The following is a 16,251-nucleotide window of genomic DNA, read 5'->3' on the forward strand; positions in this document are numbered from 1 at the left end:
GGCTGGCGGCCCATCGAGGGCCGTCGTGCGTCGCAAGGCGCAATGATCCGGAGGTGGGCATGGCAACCGGCTGGGCTGGCGATGGCGCCGTACAAGACCAGATCGACGCGACCGTCGATGACGCGGTCAAGCGTGCGCGCAGCCGGCTGAAGCAGGGTCCGGGCCTCACGCACTGCGAGGAATGTGACGCCCTCATCCCCGAGGCGCGCCGGGTGGCGGTGCCGGGTGTGCGGCTGTGCGTGGCCTGCCAGGCCGCACACGATCGCGAGGAAGCCGCATTCAGTGGCTACAACCGTCGCGGCAGCAAGGACAGCCAGCTGCGCTGAGCCGCGTTTGGGTGCAGCCAGGCATAACCGCGCCCAACCACGGGTCGTCTTGCTATTGACGGGCCCGCGGTGCTGGAGCGAAGGTTTCGCATTCCGTCGTCATAGAGTGCGCCTTCGCATGATTCCGTTCGACTGCCGTGTCCCGTTCCTGTCGCCCCGCCATGCCGGGGTGCGCCGATGAGTGGCCGGCTGAGTCCGCTGGCCGGCAAGCAGGCGCCCGAGGCACAGCTGGTGGATGTGCAGCGCCTGCGCGACGCCTACGTGGATCTTCGCCCCGATCCGGCTGTGCCCGGCCAGCGTGTTTCGTTCGGCACGTCAGGCCATCGCGGCAGCTCGTTCGACCGCAGCTTCAACGAGTGGCATGTGCTGGCGATTACCCAGGCGATCTGCGAGTACCGCGCCCAGCAGGGTATCGACGGCCCGCTCTACATCGGCATCGACAGTCACGCCTTGTCGCAGCCGGCGTTCGAAAGCGCGCTGGAGGTGCTGGCCGCCAACGGGGTGCAGGCGCTCATCGCCAAGGGGGGCGAGTACACGCCCACGCCGGCGATCTCGCACGCCATCCTCACCTACAACCGAGGGCGCACGGCCGGGCTGGCCGATGGCATCGTGGTGACGCCGTCGCACAACCCGCCCGATGGCGGCGGGTTCAAGTACAACCCGCCCAATGGCGGCCCGGCCGATACCGATGTCACCGGCTGGATCCAGAAGCGCGCGAATGCGCTGATCGAAGGCGGCCTGCGCGAAGTGCGACGCGTGCCCTATGCGCAGGCGCTGCGTGCGTCCACCACGCACGAGCACGATTTCATCGCTGCCTACGTGGCCGACCTTGCCAACGTGATCGACTTTGACGCCATCCGCGGCAGCGGCGTGCACCTGGGCGTGGATCCGCTCGGTGGCGCCGGAGTGCACTACTGGGCGCCGATCGCGGAACGCTACGGCATCGACCTCACCGTGGTCAGCGACGTGGTCGATCCGACCTTCCGCTTCATGAGCGTGGACTGGGACGGCAAGATCCGCATGGATCCATCCTCCTCGCATGCCATGCAGCGCTTGATCGGCCTGAAGGACCACTACGACGTGGCCTTTGCCTGCGACACCGACCATGACCGCCACGGCATCGTCACGCGCAGCAGTGGCCTGATGCTGCCCAACCATTACCTGTCGGTGATGGTGGATTACCTGTATCGCCATCGCCCGGAGTGGCGCGGCGACGCGGCCGTGGGCAAGACCCTGGTCAGCACGGCGCTGATCGACCGCGTGGCCAAGCGCCTGGGGCGGCGGTTGTACGAAGTGCCGGTGGGCTTCAAGTGGTTCGTCGACGGCCTGTTCGACGGTTCGCTGGGTTTCGGCGGAGAGGAAAGCGCGGGTGCCTCGTTCCTGCGCCGCGACGGCGGCGTGTGGAGCACCGACAAGGACGGCATTGCCGCTGCGCTGCTGTCGGCCGAGATCACCGCGCGCGCCGATCGCGATCCGGGTGAGCTGTATCGCGAGCTGTCATCCGCACTGGGTCAGCCGTTGTCCGAGCGCGTCGATGCGCCGGCCAATGGCGAGCAGAAGGCGAAGCTGTCCAAGCTGTCGCCGCAGCAGGTGAAGAGCACCGAGCTGGCTGGCGAGAAGATCGAGGTGGTGCTGGATCGCGCACCCGGCAATGGAGCCGCGATTGGCGGCATCAAGGTGGCGTCGGCCCATGGCTGGTTCGCGGCGCGTCCGTCGGGCACCGAGGACATCTACAAGATCTACGCCGAAAGCTTCAAGGACGAGGCGCACCTGCAGCGACTGCTCGAAGAGGCCCAGGCCATGGTCGACGGGGCGCTCAACGCCTCCTGAGCCTGCGCCCTCCCGTTGGCGGCGGCGCCAACGGGAGGGCATGCGCGAAGGCGACGGAGCAGCGGTCGCGTCCGTCGCCTGTGCCAATCACACCGGCGGCGGATTGCGCTCGGCGAAGCCGCGCTGGTGCCAGTACGGATACACCGGAGGCAACTCGCTGGCCTTGTCCAGCTTGGCCACCTGTTCCTTGGTGAGGCTCCAGCCCACCGCGCCCAGGTTCTGCTGCAGCTGTTCCTCGTTGCGTGCGCCGATCACCACGGTCGACACGGTGGGGCGTTGCAGCAGCCAGTTCAGCGCGATCTGCGGCACGCTCTTGCCGGTTTCCCGGGCTACCTCGTCCAGCGCATCCACTACGCGGTAGAGGTATTCGTTGTCCACCTGCGGGCCAATGTCGCCGGTCTTGTGCAGGCGGCTGGTGGCCGGCAGCGGCGCACCGCGGCGCAACTTGCCGGTGAGGCGGCCCCAGCCCAGCGGACTCCACACCACGGCGCCCACGCCCTGGTCGAGGCCGAGCGGCATCAGCTCCCACTCGTAGTCACGGCCGATCAACGAGTAGTAGGTCTGGTTGGCCACGTAGCGCGGATAACCGTAGCGGTCGGCGACGGCCTGCGACTTCATCAGGTGCCAGCCGGAGAAGTTGGACACACCGGTGTAGCGGATCTTGCCTGCGCGCACCAGGTCGTCCAGCGTGGAGAGCGTCTCTTCCACCGGCGTCATGGCGTCGAAGCCGTGCAGCTGGAACAGGTCGATGTAATCGGTGCCCAGGCGCTTGAGTGCTGCATCGCAGGCCTTCAACAGGTGATAGCGCGAGGACCCCACGTCATTGGCGTCCTCTCCAGCGCGGAAGGTGGCCTTGGTGGAGATCAGCACACGGTCGCGGCGACCCTTGATGGCCTCGCCGAGTACCGATTCGGCCTCGCCGTCGGAGTAGATGTCGGCGCTGTCGAACATGGTGAGGCCGGCATCCAGGCAGATGTCGACCAGCCGCCTGGCTTCCGCCACGCCGGTGTTGCCCCATGCGCTGAACAGCTCGCCCTTGCCGCCGAAGGTGCCGGTGCCAAAGCTCAGTACGGGTACCTTGAACCCGGATGCGCCCAATTGCCGATATTCCATGGGAAGCCCTCTGCTGGTGTCGGAAAACCTCTTCATGGGGTTGACTTGTCACGATCCAAGGCGTTGACGGCTGGTCATCGCCGATGCCGGGGCCATGAGTCGACATGACGATCATGGCCACGTCCAGCCGGGTAACCAGAACGCCACCTGCGGGTCACACGATTGCACCAGGCGCCTAGTTGACTGGCAGGGTCGGCGCGGGCGGCAAGGCGGCCTGCGCGCAACACGAGAACGGAAGGGTCTGCCATGACAACCGTGCTGGTTGGTCTGCTTGCTGCAGGTACGCTCGTCGCCGAAATTGCCATTGCCCATCACCTGGAGCAACGCTGGCTGCTGGCCCGCATGCGCCAGCAGCCTCCATCGGATTGACCGGCCCTGACGCCCTAGCGATCCACGCGTTTTTGCAGGTGCTCGGGATAACGCGCGCCCTGTACCGGAATGCGTGCCACCGCCGCCTCGATGTCCGCGAGATCCTGTCCGCCGAGGACGATGGCGGCTGCCCCGAGGTTCTCCTTCAGGCGATGCAGTTTGGTGGTGCCGGGAATCGGCACGATCCACGGCTTGCGGGCCAGCAGCCAGGCCAGCGCGATCTGGGCGGGCGTGGCGTGATGGCTTGTGGCGATACCGCCGAGCAGGTCGACCAGTGCCTGGTTGGCCTTGCGTGCCTCCTGCGAGAAGCGCGGCACGATATTGCGGAAGTCGGTCGCGTCGAAGGTGGTCTGTTCGCTGATGGCGCCGGTGAGGAAGCCCTTGCCCAGCGGGCTGAAGGGCACGAAGCCGATGCCCAGCTCCTCGAGCGTTGGCAGGATCTCGGCCTCCGGCTCGCGCCACCACAGCGAATACTCGCTCTGCAGTGCGGTGACGGGCTGGATGGCGTGCGCGCGCCGTATGGACTGCGGGCCGGCTTCGGACAGTCCGAAGTGCTTCACCTTGCCCTCGCGGATGAGGTCGGCAACGGTGCCGGCGACATCCTCGATGGGCACGTTCGGGTCGACGCGATGCTGGTAGAACAAGTCGATGCGATCGGTGCGGAGGCGCCGGAGCGAGGCGTCGGCCACGCTGCGGATGCGTTCAGGGCGGCTGTCCAATCCCTTCTGCGCGTCACCGTCGAGGAAGCCGAACTTGGTGGCGATCACCACCTGGTCGCGCATGGGGGCCAGGGCCTCACCGAGCAGTTCCTCATTAGTGAAGGGGCCATAAGCTTCCGCGGTATCGAAAAAGGTCACGCCCTGGTCGAACGCCGAGCGGATCAGTGCCACGGCCTGCTGCTTTTCCGTGGCGGGGCCATATCCGAAGCTGAGGCCCATGCAGCCCAGTCCGAGGGCCGAGACTTCGAGGCCACTGCGGCCAAGTGTGCGTGTTTGCATGTCGGGTGATTCCAGTGGAGGGGCGCGTCGATCAGGCTGGGGCGTCAGATGCCGGCCTCATCGAACACCCGTTGCGCAATGCTGATGGCCGAACTCGCGCACGGCCAGCCCGCATAGAAGGCCAGGTGGGTGATGACCTCGGCCAGTTCATCCCGCGTGATGCCGTTGTCCAGCGCCTTCTTCAGGTGGAATGGCAGCTCGTTGATGCGATACAGCGAAATCAGGCTGGCCACGGTGATCAGGCTGCGGTCGCGTGGCGAGAGGCCCGGGCGCTCCCACACTTCGCCGAACAACACGTGCTGGGTGTAGTCGGCCAGCGCCGGGGCCACGCGGGCAAACGGGTGTTCCGCGGGCGTGCTTGATGCGGTCATGAGTGGACTCCGTGGTGGCAGGTTCATCAGGCGAGCTTGCGACCCTCGACCGGATAGGCCGGGTCGGTGTAGCCGGGTGTCGAGGCATGGCCCGGGGGCACCAGCGAGTTGACGAGGTTCTCGTCGTCCTCGTTGGGCTGGAATGCCAGCGCATCCATGTAGCTGTCCCACTGCGCCTCGGTGCGCGGGCCGGTGATGGCGGCACTGACCAGCGGGTTGCGCAGTACCCAGGCGATCGCAAAGGCCACCGACGTGGTTCCGCGTGCGGCGGCATGTGCGGCAAGTGCCTGCGCGATCTTCAGCGACTCCGGGCGCCACTCGGTCTGCTGGATGCGACGGTCGCCGCGGCCGGCGCGGCTGTCGGCCGGCGGCGGGGCGTCCACCGCATACTTGCCGCTCAGCACGCCACGGGCCAATGGGCTGTAAGGCACGACGCCAAGGCCGTAGTAGCCGGCCGCGGGCAGCTGCTCCACCTCGGCGGTACGGTCAACGATGTTGTACAGCGGCTGGCTCACCACGGGGCGCTCCATGCCCAGCTGGTCGGCGATGCGGCACACCTCGCCAATGCGCCATCCGCGGAAATTGGAGAGGCCGAAGTAACGCAGCTTGCCCTGGCGGATCAGGTCGCCGATGGCGCGCACGCCTTCCTCCAGTGGGGCGTCGAGCACCGTGCGATGAAAGTAGAGGATGTCGATGTAATCGGTTCCCAGCCGCTTCAGGCTGGCATCGACCGCCTGGTAGATCCACTTGCGCGACTGGCCCTGGCCGTTGGGTCCCTGGCCGGCGGGGTGGCTGAACTTGGTGGCGATCACCCAATGGTCGCGCTGCGCCTGCAGAGCGCGACCGACCACTTCCTCCGAGCGGCCCGCGTGATAAACGTCCGCGGTGTCGATGAAATTGATGCCTTGTTCACGGGCCTTGTCGATGATGCGCTGCGCGGTGGCTTCGTCGGTCTCGCCGCCGAACATCATGGTGCCCAGGCACAAGGGGGATACCTTCAGGGCGCTGCGCCCGAGATACCGGTAATCCATGGGATTCTCCGTGGGAACGGGCAGGGTCGGCCGATGGCCTGCCTGCAGTCGTGAAAGTGTGGCGCGCGCCGCGTGGAGGCGCGGCGAAGCTGGCCGCCCGGGGCTGGCCAGGAGTGTCGGCAGCCATGCTAAGGCGGCAGCCGCCGGTGATTAAGCGCCCGATCCTGATTGAGGCCATGAGCCTCATTCATCAATGACCGCGCGGGACCGGTCAGGGCCGATAGCGCAGTGCGTCCACCAGCAGGGACATGGCGCGCGACGACTGCCGCCGGCTCGGGTAGTACAGGTGATAGCCCTGGAAGGTCGGCGACCAGTCCTTGAGTATCTGCACCAGGCGCCCTTTGGCGACATGCTCGCGCACGATGTCCTCGGGCACGAAGGCCAGGCCCAGGCCGGCGAGGGCAGCATGCAGCATCTGCGAAATGCTGTTGAGCACCAGCTGTCCTTCGATCCGCACTTTCAGTTCGCGCCGGCCTTTCTCGAACTCCCAGGCATAGACGCCGCCATGGGTGGGCAGGCGCAGGCCGATGCAGTTGTGCGTCGTCAGCTCGTGCGGCGTCCTGGGTGTTGCCCGGCTGGCGAAACAGGATGGCGCGCCGACCACGGCCATCGGCATGTCGGGGGCAATGCGCACGGCGATCATGTCCTTGGCCACCTGGTCGCCCGGTCGCACGCCCGCGTCGTAGCGTTGCGCCACGATGTCGGTGAGGCCGTAGTCGATGGCGATCTCGACCCTGATGTCCGGGTACTGGGGCAGCAGCGTCGCGAGCCTTGGCCACAACACGGTATCGGCCGCGTGCTCGGTGGCGGTGATGCGAAGGGTGCCTGCGGGTTTGTCGCGCAGCTCGGCCACAGCGGCCACTTCCGCCTCGATCTCGTCGATGCGTGGCGAGATGTATTGCAGCAGGCGCTCGCCGGCCTCGGTGGGTGCAACGCTACGCGTGGTGCGGGTGAGCAGCCGTACGCCGAGTCGCGTTTCCAGTGCGCGCAGCGTATGGCTGAGCGCCGACTGGGAAACGCCCAGCCTGGCGGCTGCGCGAGTGAAGCTTTGCTCGCGTGCCACGGCGACGAATGCCAGCAGGTCATTGAAGTTCTCGCGCGCCACAAGGCCCCCGGTTGTGCCGGAATGAAAGACTTGAGCCCATTATCTTCTGTCAATGAACTGGGCGCGAAGCGGGTGCTCCACAGTGATCGGTCGAATCCCATCCCCGAGGGGCGCGGCGCATAGACATTCCACTAGGGCGAACATGACGCGACGGCAGGTGGAGCCACGCTTTGCCGGGCAAAGGCTTTCCGGGCAGTGTGCTGTGGCGAGTGAAGCGCCCGGCGGGGGAGCCGGGTGCTGGGGTCACAACTTGGAGCCGCCGTCCACGCGGAGCGTGTCGCCGGTGATCCAGCGGGCATCGTCGGAGGCAAGAAAGGCCACGGCACCGGCGATGTCGTCCGGCTTCGCGATGCGCTTGAGGGCCTGCATGCCGAGCGTGACGTCGCGGCCGGCTTCGGTCTTGGTGAAGTTGGACATGTCCGTTTCCACCACGCCGGGCGCGACCGCGTTGACACGTATGCCGCGCTCGCCCAGCGCCGCGGCGAAGTGCTTGACCATCGTGTCGATGGCGCCCTTGGTGGCTGCATAGGCGGACAGCGTGCCCACCGCCGCGCGCGCAGCCAGCGACGAGGTGAAGACGATGCTGCTGCCCTTGCACAGGCTGGGCAGCAACTGTTGCACCAGAAAATAGGGCGCACGCACGTTCACCGCGAACAACTGGTCGAAGTCCTCCACGGTGAGTTCCTCGATGGGTGCGGCCCTGGATACGCCGGCGTTGGCGACCAGGATGTCCAGTCGGTCGCCGACGATGTCGCGCACCTGCCGGGCCAGTTCATGCGGGCCGTCGGGCTTGCCGAGGTCGGCGCCGACCTTCTGGGCGCGACCGCCCGCCTGGGTGATTTCCGCCACCACGGCGTCGGCCTCGTTCTGCGCGCTGCCGTAGTGGACCAGTACCTGCGCGCCGGCCTTGGCCAATGCGAGGGCGGCGGCGCGACCGATGCCGCGCGAAGCACCCGTGACGAGTGCGGTCTTGCCAGTGAGCGTTGACATGATGCGATGTCCTTGGGTTGGGTTTTTCAGGCTTGTTCGTCGATGCTGTCGACGCGGTCGGGATAGAAGGCGAGGTGGTCCTTGATGCCGGCGACCGCGGCGTAAGGGTCTTCGTAGGTCCAGGCCGCGTTGATGGCGCGCTCGCCGCCGAGCGGAATGCCGTAGTAGTGGCACTCGCCCTTGTAGGGGCAGTACGTGACATGTTCGCTGCGTTGGAGCTGCGACATGTCCACGTCCTCGCGGGGTATGTAGTGCACCGGGGGATAGCTCGCCTCCTTGAGGGTGAGCGTGCGGCGCGAGTCCGCGATCACCTTGCCGTGGACGGTCACCACCACGCGTCGCGGGCTGGTCGTCACCGTGATGGGATGATCCGGTCCAGGGATTTTCACGGTTCTCGTCGGCGCGACCTGAGGCTGGTTCATGGCGATGTCTCCTGTGTGAGGGTGGTTGCGCGTTACTCGGCCAGGAAGCTGCCCACGTGCTGCACGAAGCGCTGCGGGTACTGGTACTGGGCGCCGTGGTTGCCGTCCGGATAGAGGATCAGCTGTGCATTGGGCAGGTGCTGGTGCAGCAGGTATGAATTGATCGTGTAGATGATCACGTCGGTGCTGCCGTTGAGCACCAGCGTCGGCTGGGTGATGGACCTGAGGTAGTCGTACGGGTTATCGCGCGGGGCGCCCCACTTCGACAGCGCCTCGATCTGTGCGGGTGCGACCTTGTCGTTGACCTCGGTGTCGCGATCCTGAGTGCGCTGGCGAAACCGCTGGAGGAAGGCGCGACCCGCGTCCTGGCTGGCCTGTGAATCGGTGAAGAACACCTTCAGCCACAGGTGGTCGGGCTGCTCGTAGGTTGCGCCAAAGATCTCCTGGGCCTCCGGGGTGAGCGTGGCCATGCCTTCGCCGCTGCGCGGGCCGGTCCCCACCAGCACCAGCTTGCGCACGAGTTGCGGTTCGGCCTGCGTGAGCGCCTGTGCCACCAGTCCGCCAAGGGAGAAGCCGAGCACGTCGACCTGCGTCAGGCCGAGGGCCTTGATGAAAGCCGCGGCATTGGCCGCCATGCCCTCGATGGTGGTGGGCACTTCGCCCGAGCTGCTGGCGATGCCGGCGTTGTCGAACAGGATGACTTCGCGGTCACGGGCCAGCCCATCGGTGATGGCGGGGTCCCAGTGATCCATGGTGCCGGTGAAGTGCATGTTGAAAACCAGCGGCACGCCCTGCGGACGGCCAAAACGGCGATAGGCAAAGCGGATGCCGCTGGCCTCGACGTACTGGGTGGGGGCGGTCTGGTGGGTGTGGGTGCTCATGGCGAAACCTCATCAATGAAAGGAAGGGTGGCGTGGTGCCAGTCCTGCGAGGCATTGCTTCGTGGCCTGGCCGGGTGGGGCTTGGCGGGAAATCTAGGCTTCCGTGGCGAGGATGAAAAAGACTTTGTAAGCTTGGCCCCATGCCTGCGAGGCATGCCTTCCGCGGGGTTGCCATGGAGCTGCGCCATCTTCGCTACTTCGTCGCCGTGGCCGAGACCGGCAGCCTCACGGTGGCGGCCGAACGGCGCCTGTTTACCTCGCAGCCCTCGTTGAGCCGCCAGATCAAGGACCTGGAAGACCAGGTGGGTGCGTCCTTGCTCAATCGCAGCGCGCGCGGGGTGGAGCTGACCGATGCCGGCAAGGCGTTTCTCGATCACGCGAAGCTGGCCCTCAACCAGGTCGACGCGGCCGTGGAAGCCGCGCGGCGAGCCGCCCAGCCGGCCAAGCAGCGCTTTGCCATGGGCTTCCTCACCGGGCAGGAGATGACCTGGCTGCCCGAGTCCATGCATGTGCTGCGCGCCGACCTCCCGAGCATCGACGTCACGGTGTCGAGCGACTACTCGCCCGATCTTGGCGAGGCGGTGGCGCGCGGGCGGCTTGATCTTGCCTTCATGCGCGCCGAGCCGGACTACGACCTGGCTTACCGGCGCGTATCGCAGGAGCCGCTGGTGGTGCTGATGCCCAGCGACCATCCGCTGGCGGCGCGTGCGGCCATACGTCCGCGCGATCTCGTCGGCGAGCCGTTCATCGCCATGGCCAACAAGGCCAAGGTGTTGCGCGCTGCCATCGACGCCTATCTTGGCGAGGCGGGCATCGCCATCGAGCCCGCACAGCTGGTGGACAATCCGGCGATGGTGATGTCGCTGGTGGCGTCCACGCGTGGCGTGACGTTGATTCCCGCGTACGCGCAAAACCTGATGCCATGGTCGGTCACCAGCCGGCCACTTGCCGGGGAGCCGCCGACCGTGGACCTGGTGGTGGGTTACAGCCGCAGCAATCAGTCGCCCATCCTGCATAGGTTCCTCTCCCATCTCGAGGAACTGGTGTCACGGATCGAGCAGCGCCGCGGCTGAGGCGTCCGCACCGAAGAGTTCCACGTCGCCGCGACGGAGTCTTGAACGGCATGACCGCGTTATCGTTCAAGCCGGCAGGTGATTCGGTGAGGCTTGCATGGCTTCGCTGTTCCGCCGGCAGGTCCGTCGCAGGGCTGGGCCGGCATGGGGCGTCGCCGCTATGACGGGGCCTGCACGCGGCGCCGTGCACGATCCGGGGCCGGCCCCTGGTGAGAAGGACGCGCGCCATGTCATTGCTCGACCCCATCCTGCTCGATCGCATGCACCGCTATTGGCAGGCTTCCAATTACCTGGCCGTGGGGCAGATCTACCTGCGGGACAATCCGCTGCTGGAAGAGCCGCTGACGCTCGATCACGTGAAGCAGCGCCTGCTCGGGCACTGGGGCACCACGTCGGGACTGAACTTCATCTACACCCACCTGAACAGGGTGATCCGCAACCAGGACCTGAACATGATCTACGTGATCGGTCCGGGGCATGGCGGGCCCGGGCTGGTGGCGCATACCTATCTGGAAGGTTCGTACACCGAGACCTATCCGCACATCAGCCGCGACCGCGAGGGCATGCGTCAGCTGTTCAAGCAGTTCTCCTGGCCTTACGGCGTGCCCAGTCATGTGGCTCCGGAAACGCCGGGCTCGATCCACGAGGGCGGCGAGCTTGGCTATGCACTGTCACACGCGTACGGCGCGGCATTCGACAACCCGGATCTCATCGTCACCTGCATCGTGGGTGATGGCGAAGCCGAAACCGGGCCGCTGGCCACCAGCTGGCATTCCAACAAGTTCGTCAATCCGGCGCGCGATGGCGCGGTGCTACCCATCCTGCACCTCAACGGTTACAAGATCGCCAACCCCACGGTGCTTGCACGCATCGGCGATCGCGAACTCAAGTACCTGCTGCAAGGCTTCGGGCACGAGCCGATCTTCGTCGAAGGCCATGAGCCGGAGCTGATGCACAAGGCGTTTGCCACGGCGCTGGATGCCTGCATCGCGCGTATCCAGCGCATCCAGCGCACCGCAAGGCGCAGTGGTGCGGCCAAGGCGAAGCGTCCGCGCTGGCCGATGATCGTGCTGCGTTCGCCCAAGGGCTGGACCGGGCCGGCGGTGGTCGATGGGCTGCCGGTCGAAGGCACCTGGCGCGCGCATCAGGTGCCGTTGTCGGACATGGCCAAACCCGGGCACGTAGAGATCCTCGAACGATGGATGAAGAGCTATCGCCCGGACCAGCTGTTCGACAAGCAGGGCACGCTGATCGAAGAGCTGGCCACGTTGCCGCCCACCGGCCATCGCCGCATGGGCGCCAATCCGCACGCCAACGGCGGCACACTGCTGAAGTCGCTGTGCATGCCGGATTTCCGTGACTTCGCATTGAGCTTCGATCTGCCCGGTGCGCTCAAGGCCGAGGCCACGCGCAACCTGGGGCGCTGGTTGCGCGAGGTGATGAGGCTCAACATGGAGCAGGCCAATTTTCGCCTGTTCGGCCCCGACGAAACCGCATCCAACCGGCTCGATGCCGTGTACGAGGTCACCCCCAAGACCTGGCTGGCCGAGACGGTGGATACCGACATGAACCTCGCGCCGGACGGGCGCGTGATGGAGGTGCTCAGCGAACACCAGTGCCAGGGTTGGCTGGAGGGCTACCTGATCACCGGCCGCCATGGCCTGTTCAACTGCTACGAGGCGTTCATCCATATCGTCGATTCGATGTTCAACCAGCATGCGAAGTGGTTGAAGGTGACGCGCACCATTCCGTGGCGGCCGCCGATCGCATCGCTCAACTACCTGCTCAGCTCGCATGTGTGGCACCAGGACCACAACGGCTTCTCGCACCAGGATCCGGGTTTCATCGACCATGTGGCGAACAAGAAGGCGGAGATCGTGCGCATCTATCTTCCGCCGGATGCGAACTGCCTGCTGTCGGTAGCCGACCACTGCCTGCGCAGCCGTCATTACGTCAACCTGATCATCTCCGGCAAGCAGCCGGACTGGCAGTGGCTGGATATCGACGCCGCGGTAGCGCATTGCACGGCCGGCGCGGGCATCTGGGACTGGGCCGGCAACGAGAAGGGCAATCCCGACGTGGTACTGGCCTGTGCCGGCGACTCGCCCACGGTGGAGGCGCTGGCCGCGGTGATGCTGTTGCGCGTGGCGGCGTCGGAGTTGCGCATACGCGTGGTGAACGTGGTGGACCTGCTGACCCTGCAGACCTCCGACGAGCACCCGCATGGCATGGATCACGACGAGTTCGACCGCCTGTTCACCCGTGACAAGCCGGTGATCTTCGCCTTCCACGGCTACCCCGGCATCATTCACAGGCTCACCTATCGCCGCCACAACCACGACAACATCCACGTGCGTGGCTACAAGGAGGAGGGCACCACCACCACGCCGTTCGACATGATGGTGCTCAACAACCTCGATCGCTACCAGCTTGCGCTGGACGTGATCAACCGGGTGCCCAAGCTGGCGCACCTGCGCGAGAAAGCCGAGCAGCGCTACTGGTCCGAGATCGAGCGGCACCGCCTGTACGTGAGCGAGCACGGCATCGACCTTCCCGAAATCCGCAACTGGCAATGGCAGCCGGCATGAACATCCTCACGCTGAATGTCGGCTCGTCGTCGTTGAAGTTCGGCATCTACCGGAGTTCCGGTGACGAGCCCGTGCTGGTGGTCGACGGGGCGGTGGAAACCGGTGAAGGCGCGCATGCCTTGCACTACCGCACAGCCGATGGCTCGATCCAGCGCGAGCTGCATCTCGACGGCGAGGCTGCGCCCCTGCCGGCCCTGCTGGAGCTGCCCTCGCTGGAAACCATCGGGCGCTTCGATGCGGTGGCCCACCGCATCGTGCATGGTGGCCCGTGGCTGCGCGAGCACTGCGTGATCGACCGCGACGTGGCGGCGCGCATCGAGGCGGCGTCCAGCTTTGCGCCACTGCATGTGCCCGGCGCGCTGCGCTGGATAAGCCGCGCCCACGACGCATGGCCCGAGTTGCCGCAAGTGGCATGCTTCGATACGGCCTTCCACCATCCGCTGCCCGATCTGGCGCGCGTGTTGCCGGTGCCGCACGAGCTGCGAGCCAAGGGCGTCGAGCGATTCGGGTTCCATGGCCTGTCGTGCGAGTCGATCCTGCGGCAGCTGGAGTCCCCGCCAGAGCGGCTGGTGATCGCCCACCTGGGTAGCGGCGCCAGCCTGACCGCGGTGCGCAACGGGCGCTCGGTCGATACCAGCATGGGCCTGACGCCGACCGGCGGCATCATCATGGGTACGCGTCCGGGCGACCTGGATCCTGGCGTGATGCTGTTCCTGCTGCGCGAGCAGCACTGCACCAATCATGAGTTGCAGGAGCTGCTGGAGCATCGCTCGGGGCTGCGCGGTATTTCGGGGCTGAGCGCGGACGTGCGCGAGCTGGCGGCGAGCGACCAGCCACTGGCGGCGCTCGCGCTGGCCCAGTTCGCGCAGTCCGTGGCCAAGCAGGCGGCTGCGCTGGCGATCGTGCTGGGTGGCATCGACCTGCTGGTGTTCACCGGCGGCATCGGCGAGCACCATGCCCCGACACGGCAGCACGTCGAGCAACTGTTGCGCCCCTGCTTCCCCGGGCTGGCAACGCGCGTGCTGCCATCGCAGGAGAACCTGGTGATGGCCGCGCATGCGCAGCGGTTGTTGTCGACCGGCCAGCCTTGAAGTACCGCTCAGAACGAACCGAACAGCATGCCCAGCGGTATCACCACCAGCAGTGCCACCAGCGAGGGTGCGATGCCGGCCATGGCGATGGAGCGATAGCTGTCGCGATGCGTCGCTCCGCACAGTGCCAGCAGCGTCACGATGGCACCGGTGTGCGGAAGTATGTCCAGCGTCCCCGAACCGATGGCGGCGACGCGATGCAGCAGCGAGGGGTCGATGCCCAGTGCATCGGCAGCGGCCTTGTAGGTGCTGCCCATGGCATCCAGCGCAATCGACAGCCCGCCGGACGCCGAGCCGGTGAGGCCGGCGAGCACGTTCGTGGCCACCGCGAGCGAGACAACCGGGCCGCCCGGCGTGGACAGCACCTGCTCGCGCACCAGGTGGAACGCGGGCAGGGCGGCGATGACGGAGCCGAAGCCCGCCAGGCTGGAGACACTGAGCGCCGGCAACACGGCGGCATCGGCGCCTTCGCCCATGCTGGTGCGTATCCGTGCGATGTGCCTGTGCTGCAGCAGTAGCAATACCGCAATGGCGGCCGCGAGCGCGACGATCACCGACCACACGCCGGCCACTCCCGAAAGGCTGGTATTTCCCCAGTGCGGCTCGGCGAGATAGGCGAGATTCATGCGCGGGATCACCACCAGCGACATCAGCAGGTTGGTGGCGGTGACCACGGCCAGTGGCAGAAAGGCGACCCATGTCGAAGGTCGCGCCACGAAGGGGTGGCCATGCCCGGCCTCGGCGAGGTCGAATTCATCGGCCAAGGCAGCGCGATCGCGCGCGGATTTCAGTGTCGCGGATGCCACCTGGGGGGAGGCGGGCACGAAACCCTCGCCTTTTCGGGTGGCCAATCGCCGCTCGTAAGCCAGCCAAAGCAGGCCCAGCGCCAGCATGATCACGGCGGATATCAGTCCCAGGCCCGGTGCGGCGAACGCGGTGGTGCCGAAGAACGGCATCGGTATCGCGTTCTGTATCGAAGGCGTGCCGGGCAAGGCGGTCATGGTGAAGGTGCTCGTGCCAAGCACGATCGTCGCCGGCATCAGGTGCTGCGGTATGTCAGCGGCCCGGAATACCTCGCGCGCCATCGGCACCAGCACGAAGAACGCCACGCACCGGCTGACGCCGCCATAGGTGACGAAGGCGCCCGCCAGCACCACGGCAAGCAGGGCCCGCTTCGTGCCAAGGCGGTGGATCATCGCATCGGCAATCACTCGGATGGAGCCGGAGTCGTTCATCAGCTTTCCGAACACCGCGCCCAGCAAGAACAGCGGAAAGAACCGCGCAAGGAAATCGGCCGTGCCCAGCATGAATCGCTGGGTCCAGCTGGCCAGCAACGGCTGGCCTGAGAACGCCGCCGCCACCAGTGCGCACAACGGCGCCAGCAGCAGCACGCTCCAGCCGCGAAATGCACAGGCGATCAGCAGCACCAGTGCCACCGCGATCCCGGCCAGGCCCCACGGTTCGGCACTCATGAAATCGCTTGCGCGTGGAGAGGCGCGCCAGCGTCCCGGTGCGCAGCGAGGCCGTCCTTGAGGCCGTCTCGCGGCGCGCGAGAAGCGCAGGGGATGTCTACGTCCCGTGAGCGGGTCGTGGTGTGCATGCCGGTATTCCTGTGGTTCGTAACGCCACTTTGCCGGCCTTAGGGTCAAGGGCATGTGGTGCATCCACGCCCGGTTTCTTCCGCAAGGCGGTCGCGCCGGCTGCCGTTTATTCCGCGGTGCAACTTGCCGGACACGACCCACGCGGTACACTCGGCAGATCACAGGTGTCCTGCTGTCGGTGTCGATGCGCAGGGTGAAACGGGAAGTCGGTGCGGGTGGAAACACCCCATGCCGACGCTGCCCCCGCAACGGTAGGCGAGAAAACCCGGCATGAAACCACTGCGCTATGCGCGGGAAGGTGCCGGGGTGAAGCTGACGCTTCGCTCGTGAGCCCGGAGACCGGCCTGTGTCGACGCTTGGCGCGTCGTTCCCGGGCGTTGCGGAGGGCAACCAGGCGAGCTGATTCAGGAACTGGCTGCCTGCCGTCTTGCGTCTCCTTGTCTGCTCTGTAACCCCATCTCG

15 protein-coding genes and 1 riboswitch are annotated in these 16,251 nt (G+C 66.5%); of the genes, 6 read left to right on the top strand and 9 right to left on the bottom strand.

The genetic code is table 11. The annotated features are described in order from the left end of the window. Positions 1 to 59: 59 nt before the first annotated feature. Both DVU99_RS13290 and pgm read left to right on the top strand, forming a co-directional pair. Positions 60 to 326, top strand: a complete 267-nt coding sequence (locus DVU99_RS13290) for a DksA/TraR family C4-type zinc finger protein (protein WP_114240784.1) — start codon at positions 60 to 62, stop codon at positions 324 to 326. Positions 327 to 503: 177 nt separating this feature from the next. After that, positions 504 to 2,156: a phosphoglucomutase (alpha-D-glucose-1,6-bisphosphate-dependent) gene (pgm, locus tag DVU99_RS13295; RefSeq protein ID WP_114240709.1), complete on the top strand. Its 1,653-nt coding sequence runs from the start codon at positions 504 to 506 to the stop codon at positions 2,154 to 2,156. Between the two features lie 87 nt (positions 2,157 to 2,243). Here the strand turns inward: pgm and DVU99_RS13300 are convergent, their stop codons facing one another. Beyond that, entirely contained in the window at positions 2,244 to 3,269 is a 1,026-nt protein-coding gene (locus tag DVU99_RS13300) for an aldo/keto reductase (RefSeq protein WP_114240710.1), read from the bottom strand. Positions 3,270 to 3,515: 246 nt separating this feature from the next. Here DVU99_RS13300 and DVU99_RS20240 point away from each other — a divergent pair, with 246 nt between their 5' ends. Beyond that, positions 3,516 to 3,638: a hypothetical protein gene (locus tag DVU99_RS20240; protein ID WP_255412916.1), complete on the top strand. Its 123-nt coding sequence runs from the start codon at positions 3,516 to 3,518 to the stop codon at positions 3,636 to 3,638. A 14-nt stretch (positions 3,639 to 3,652) separates the two neighbouring features. Here the strand turns inward: DVU99_RS20240 and DVU99_RS13305 are convergent, their stop codons facing one another. The 7 genes from DVU99_RS13305 to DVU99_RS13335 form a co-directional block, all read right to left on the bottom strand. Next, the gene (locus DVU99_RS13305) at positions 3,653 to 4,636 is read right to left on the bottom strand and encodes an aldo/keto reductase (protein WP_114240711.1); all 984 of its coding nucleotides are present in this window, start codon (positions 4,634 to 4,636) and stop codon (positions 3,653 to 3,655) included. A 44-nt stretch (positions 4,637 to 4,680) separates the two neighbouring features. Beyond that, entirely contained in the window at positions 4,681 to 5,007 is a 327-nt protein-coding gene (locus tag DVU99_RS13310) for a carboxymuconolactone decarboxylase family protein (protein WP_114240712.1), read from the bottom strand. Positions 5,008 to 5,033: 26 nt separating this feature from the next. Beyond that, positions 5,034 to 6,038: an aldo/keto reductase gene (locus DVU99_RS13315; protein ID WP_114240713.1), complete on the bottom strand. Its 1,005-nt coding sequence runs from the start codon at positions 6,036 to 6,038 to the stop codon at positions 5,034 to 5,036. Positions 6,039 to 6,249: 211 nt separating this feature from the next. Next, positions 6,250 to 7,143, bottom strand: a complete 894-nt coding sequence (locus tag DVU99_RS13320; RefSeq protein ID WP_114240714.1) for a LysR family transcriptional regulator — start codon at positions 7,141 to 7,143, stop codon at positions 6,250 to 6,252. A 243-nt stretch (positions 7,144 to 7,386) separates the two neighbouring features. Beyond that, positions 7,387 to 8,133, bottom strand: coding sequence for an SDR family NAD(P)-dependent oxidoreductase (locus tag DVU99_RS13325; RefSeq protein WP_114240715.1), 747 nt, complete (start codon positions 8,131 to 8,133; stop codon positions 7,387 to 7,389). A 26-nt stretch (positions 8,134 to 8,159) separates the two neighbouring features. Next, the gene (locus tag DVU99_RS13330) at positions 8,160 to 8,522 is read right to left on the bottom strand and encodes a DUF427 domain-containing protein (protein ID WP_232823607.1); all 363 of its coding nucleotides are present in this window, start codon (positions 8,520 to 8,522) and stop codon (positions 8,160 to 8,162) included. A gap of 65 nt (positions 8,523 to 8,587) precedes the next feature. Beyond that, positions 8,588 to 9,436: an alpha/beta fold hydrolase gene (locus DVU99_RS13335; protein WP_114240717.1), complete on the bottom strand. Its 849-nt coding sequence runs from the start codon at positions 9,434 to 9,436 to the stop codon at positions 8,588 to 8,590. Positions 9,437 to 9,609: 173 nt separating this feature from the next. Here DVU99_RS13335 and DVU99_RS13340 point away from each other — a divergent pair, with 173 nt between their 5' ends. The 3 genes from DVU99_RS13340 to DVU99_RS13350 all read left to right on the top strand — a co-directional run bounded on the left by DVU99_RS13340 (position 9,610) and on the right by DVU99_RS13350 (position 14,188). Then, a complete protein-coding gene (locus DVU99_RS13340) occupies positions 9,610 to 10,509 on the top strand; it encodes a LysR family transcriptional regulator (RefSeq protein WP_114240718.1) in 900 nt (299 codons plus the stop codon). A gap of 227 nt (positions 10,510 to 10,736) precedes the next feature. After that, the gene (locus DVU99_RS13345; protein WP_114240719.1) at positions 10,737 to 13,097 is read left to right on the top strand and encodes a phosphoketolase; all 2,361 of its coding nucleotides are present in this window, start codon (positions 10,737 to 10,739) and stop codon (positions 13,095 to 13,097) included. Then, entirely contained in the window at positions 13,094 to 14,188 is a 1,095-nt protein-coding gene (locus DVU99_RS13350) for an acetate/propionate family kinase (protein ID WP_114240720.1), read from the top strand. The genes DVU99_RS13345 and DVU99_RS13350 overlap by 4 nt, the downstream gene beginning before the upstream one ends. 8 nt (positions 14,189 to 14,196) lie before the next feature. Here the strand turns inward: DVU99_RS13350 and DVU99_RS13355 are convergent, their stop codons facing one another. Beyond that, positions 14,197 to 15,660, bottom strand: a complete 1,464-nt coding sequence (locus tag DVU99_RS13355; protein ID WP_114240721.1) for a GntP family permease — start codon at positions 15,658 to 15,660, stop codon at positions 14,197 to 14,199. Between the two features lie 274 nt (positions 15,661 to 15,934). Further along, positions 15,935 to 16,152: riboswitch (cobalamin riboswitch) on the top strand. The last annotated feature ends 99 nt before the right edge of the window (positions 16,153 to 16,251 follow it).

The sequence above is a fragment of the Dyella sp. C9 genome (genome assembly GCF_003332825.1).
Lineage (GTDB): Bacteria > Pseudomonadota > Gammaproteobacteria > Xanthomonadales > Rhodanobacteraceae > Dyella.

Bases quoted from the DNA above. Each gene is read 5' to 3' on its own strand.
- DVU99_RS13335 (WP_114240717.1), bottom strand. From the start codon at position 9,436: ATGAGCACCCACACCCACCAGACCGCCCCCACCCAGTACGTCGAGGCC.
- DVU99_RS13315 (WP_114240713.1), bottom strand. From the start codon at position 6,038: ATGGATTACCGGTATCTCGGGCGCAGCGCCCTGAAGGTATCCCCCTTG.
- pgm (WP_114240709.1), top strand. From the start codon at position 504: ATGAGTGGCCGGCTGAGTCCGCTGGCCGGCAAGCAGGCGCCCGAGGCA.
- DVU99_RS20240 (WP_255412916.1), top strand. From the start codon at position 3,516: ATGACAACCGTGCTGGTTGGTCTGCTTGCTGCAGGTACGCTCGTCGCC.
- DVU99_RS13355 (WP_114240721.1), bottom strand. From the start codon at position 15,660: ATGAGTGCCGAACCGTGGGGCCTGGCCGGGATCGCGGTGGCACTGGTG.
- DVU99_RS13290 (WP_114240784.1), top strand. From the start codon at position 60: ATGGCAACCGGCTGGGCTGGCGATGGCGCCGTACAAGACCAGATCGAC.
- DVU99_RS13300 (WP_114240710.1), bottom strand. From the start codon at position 3,269: ATGGAATATCGGCAATTGGGCGCATCCGGGTTCAAGGTACCCGTACTG.
- DVU99_RS13350 (WP_114240720.1), top strand. From the start codon at position 13,094: ATGAACATCCTCACGCTGAATGTCGGCTCGTCGTCGTTGAAGTTCGGC.
- DVU99_RS13345 (WP_114240719.1), top strand. From the start codon at position 10,737: ATGTCATTGCTCGACCCCATCCTGCTCGATCGCATGCACCGCTATTGG.
- DVU99_RS13305 (WP_114240711.1), bottom strand. From the start codon at position 4,636: ATGCAAACACGCACACTTGGCCGCAGTGGCCTCGAAGTCTCGGCCCTC.
- DVU99_RS13340 (WP_114240718.1), top strand. From the start codon at position 9,610: ATGGAGCTGCGCCATCTTCGCTACTTCGTCGCCGTGGCCGAGACCGGC.
- DVU99_RS13325 (WP_114240715.1), bottom strand. From the start codon at position 8,133: ATGTCAACGCTCACTGGCAAGACCGCACTCGTCACGGGTGCTTCGCGC.
- DVU99_RS13310 (WP_114240712.1), bottom strand. From the start codon at position 5,007: ATGACCGCATCAAGCACGCCCGCGGAACACCCGTTTGCCCGCGTGGCC.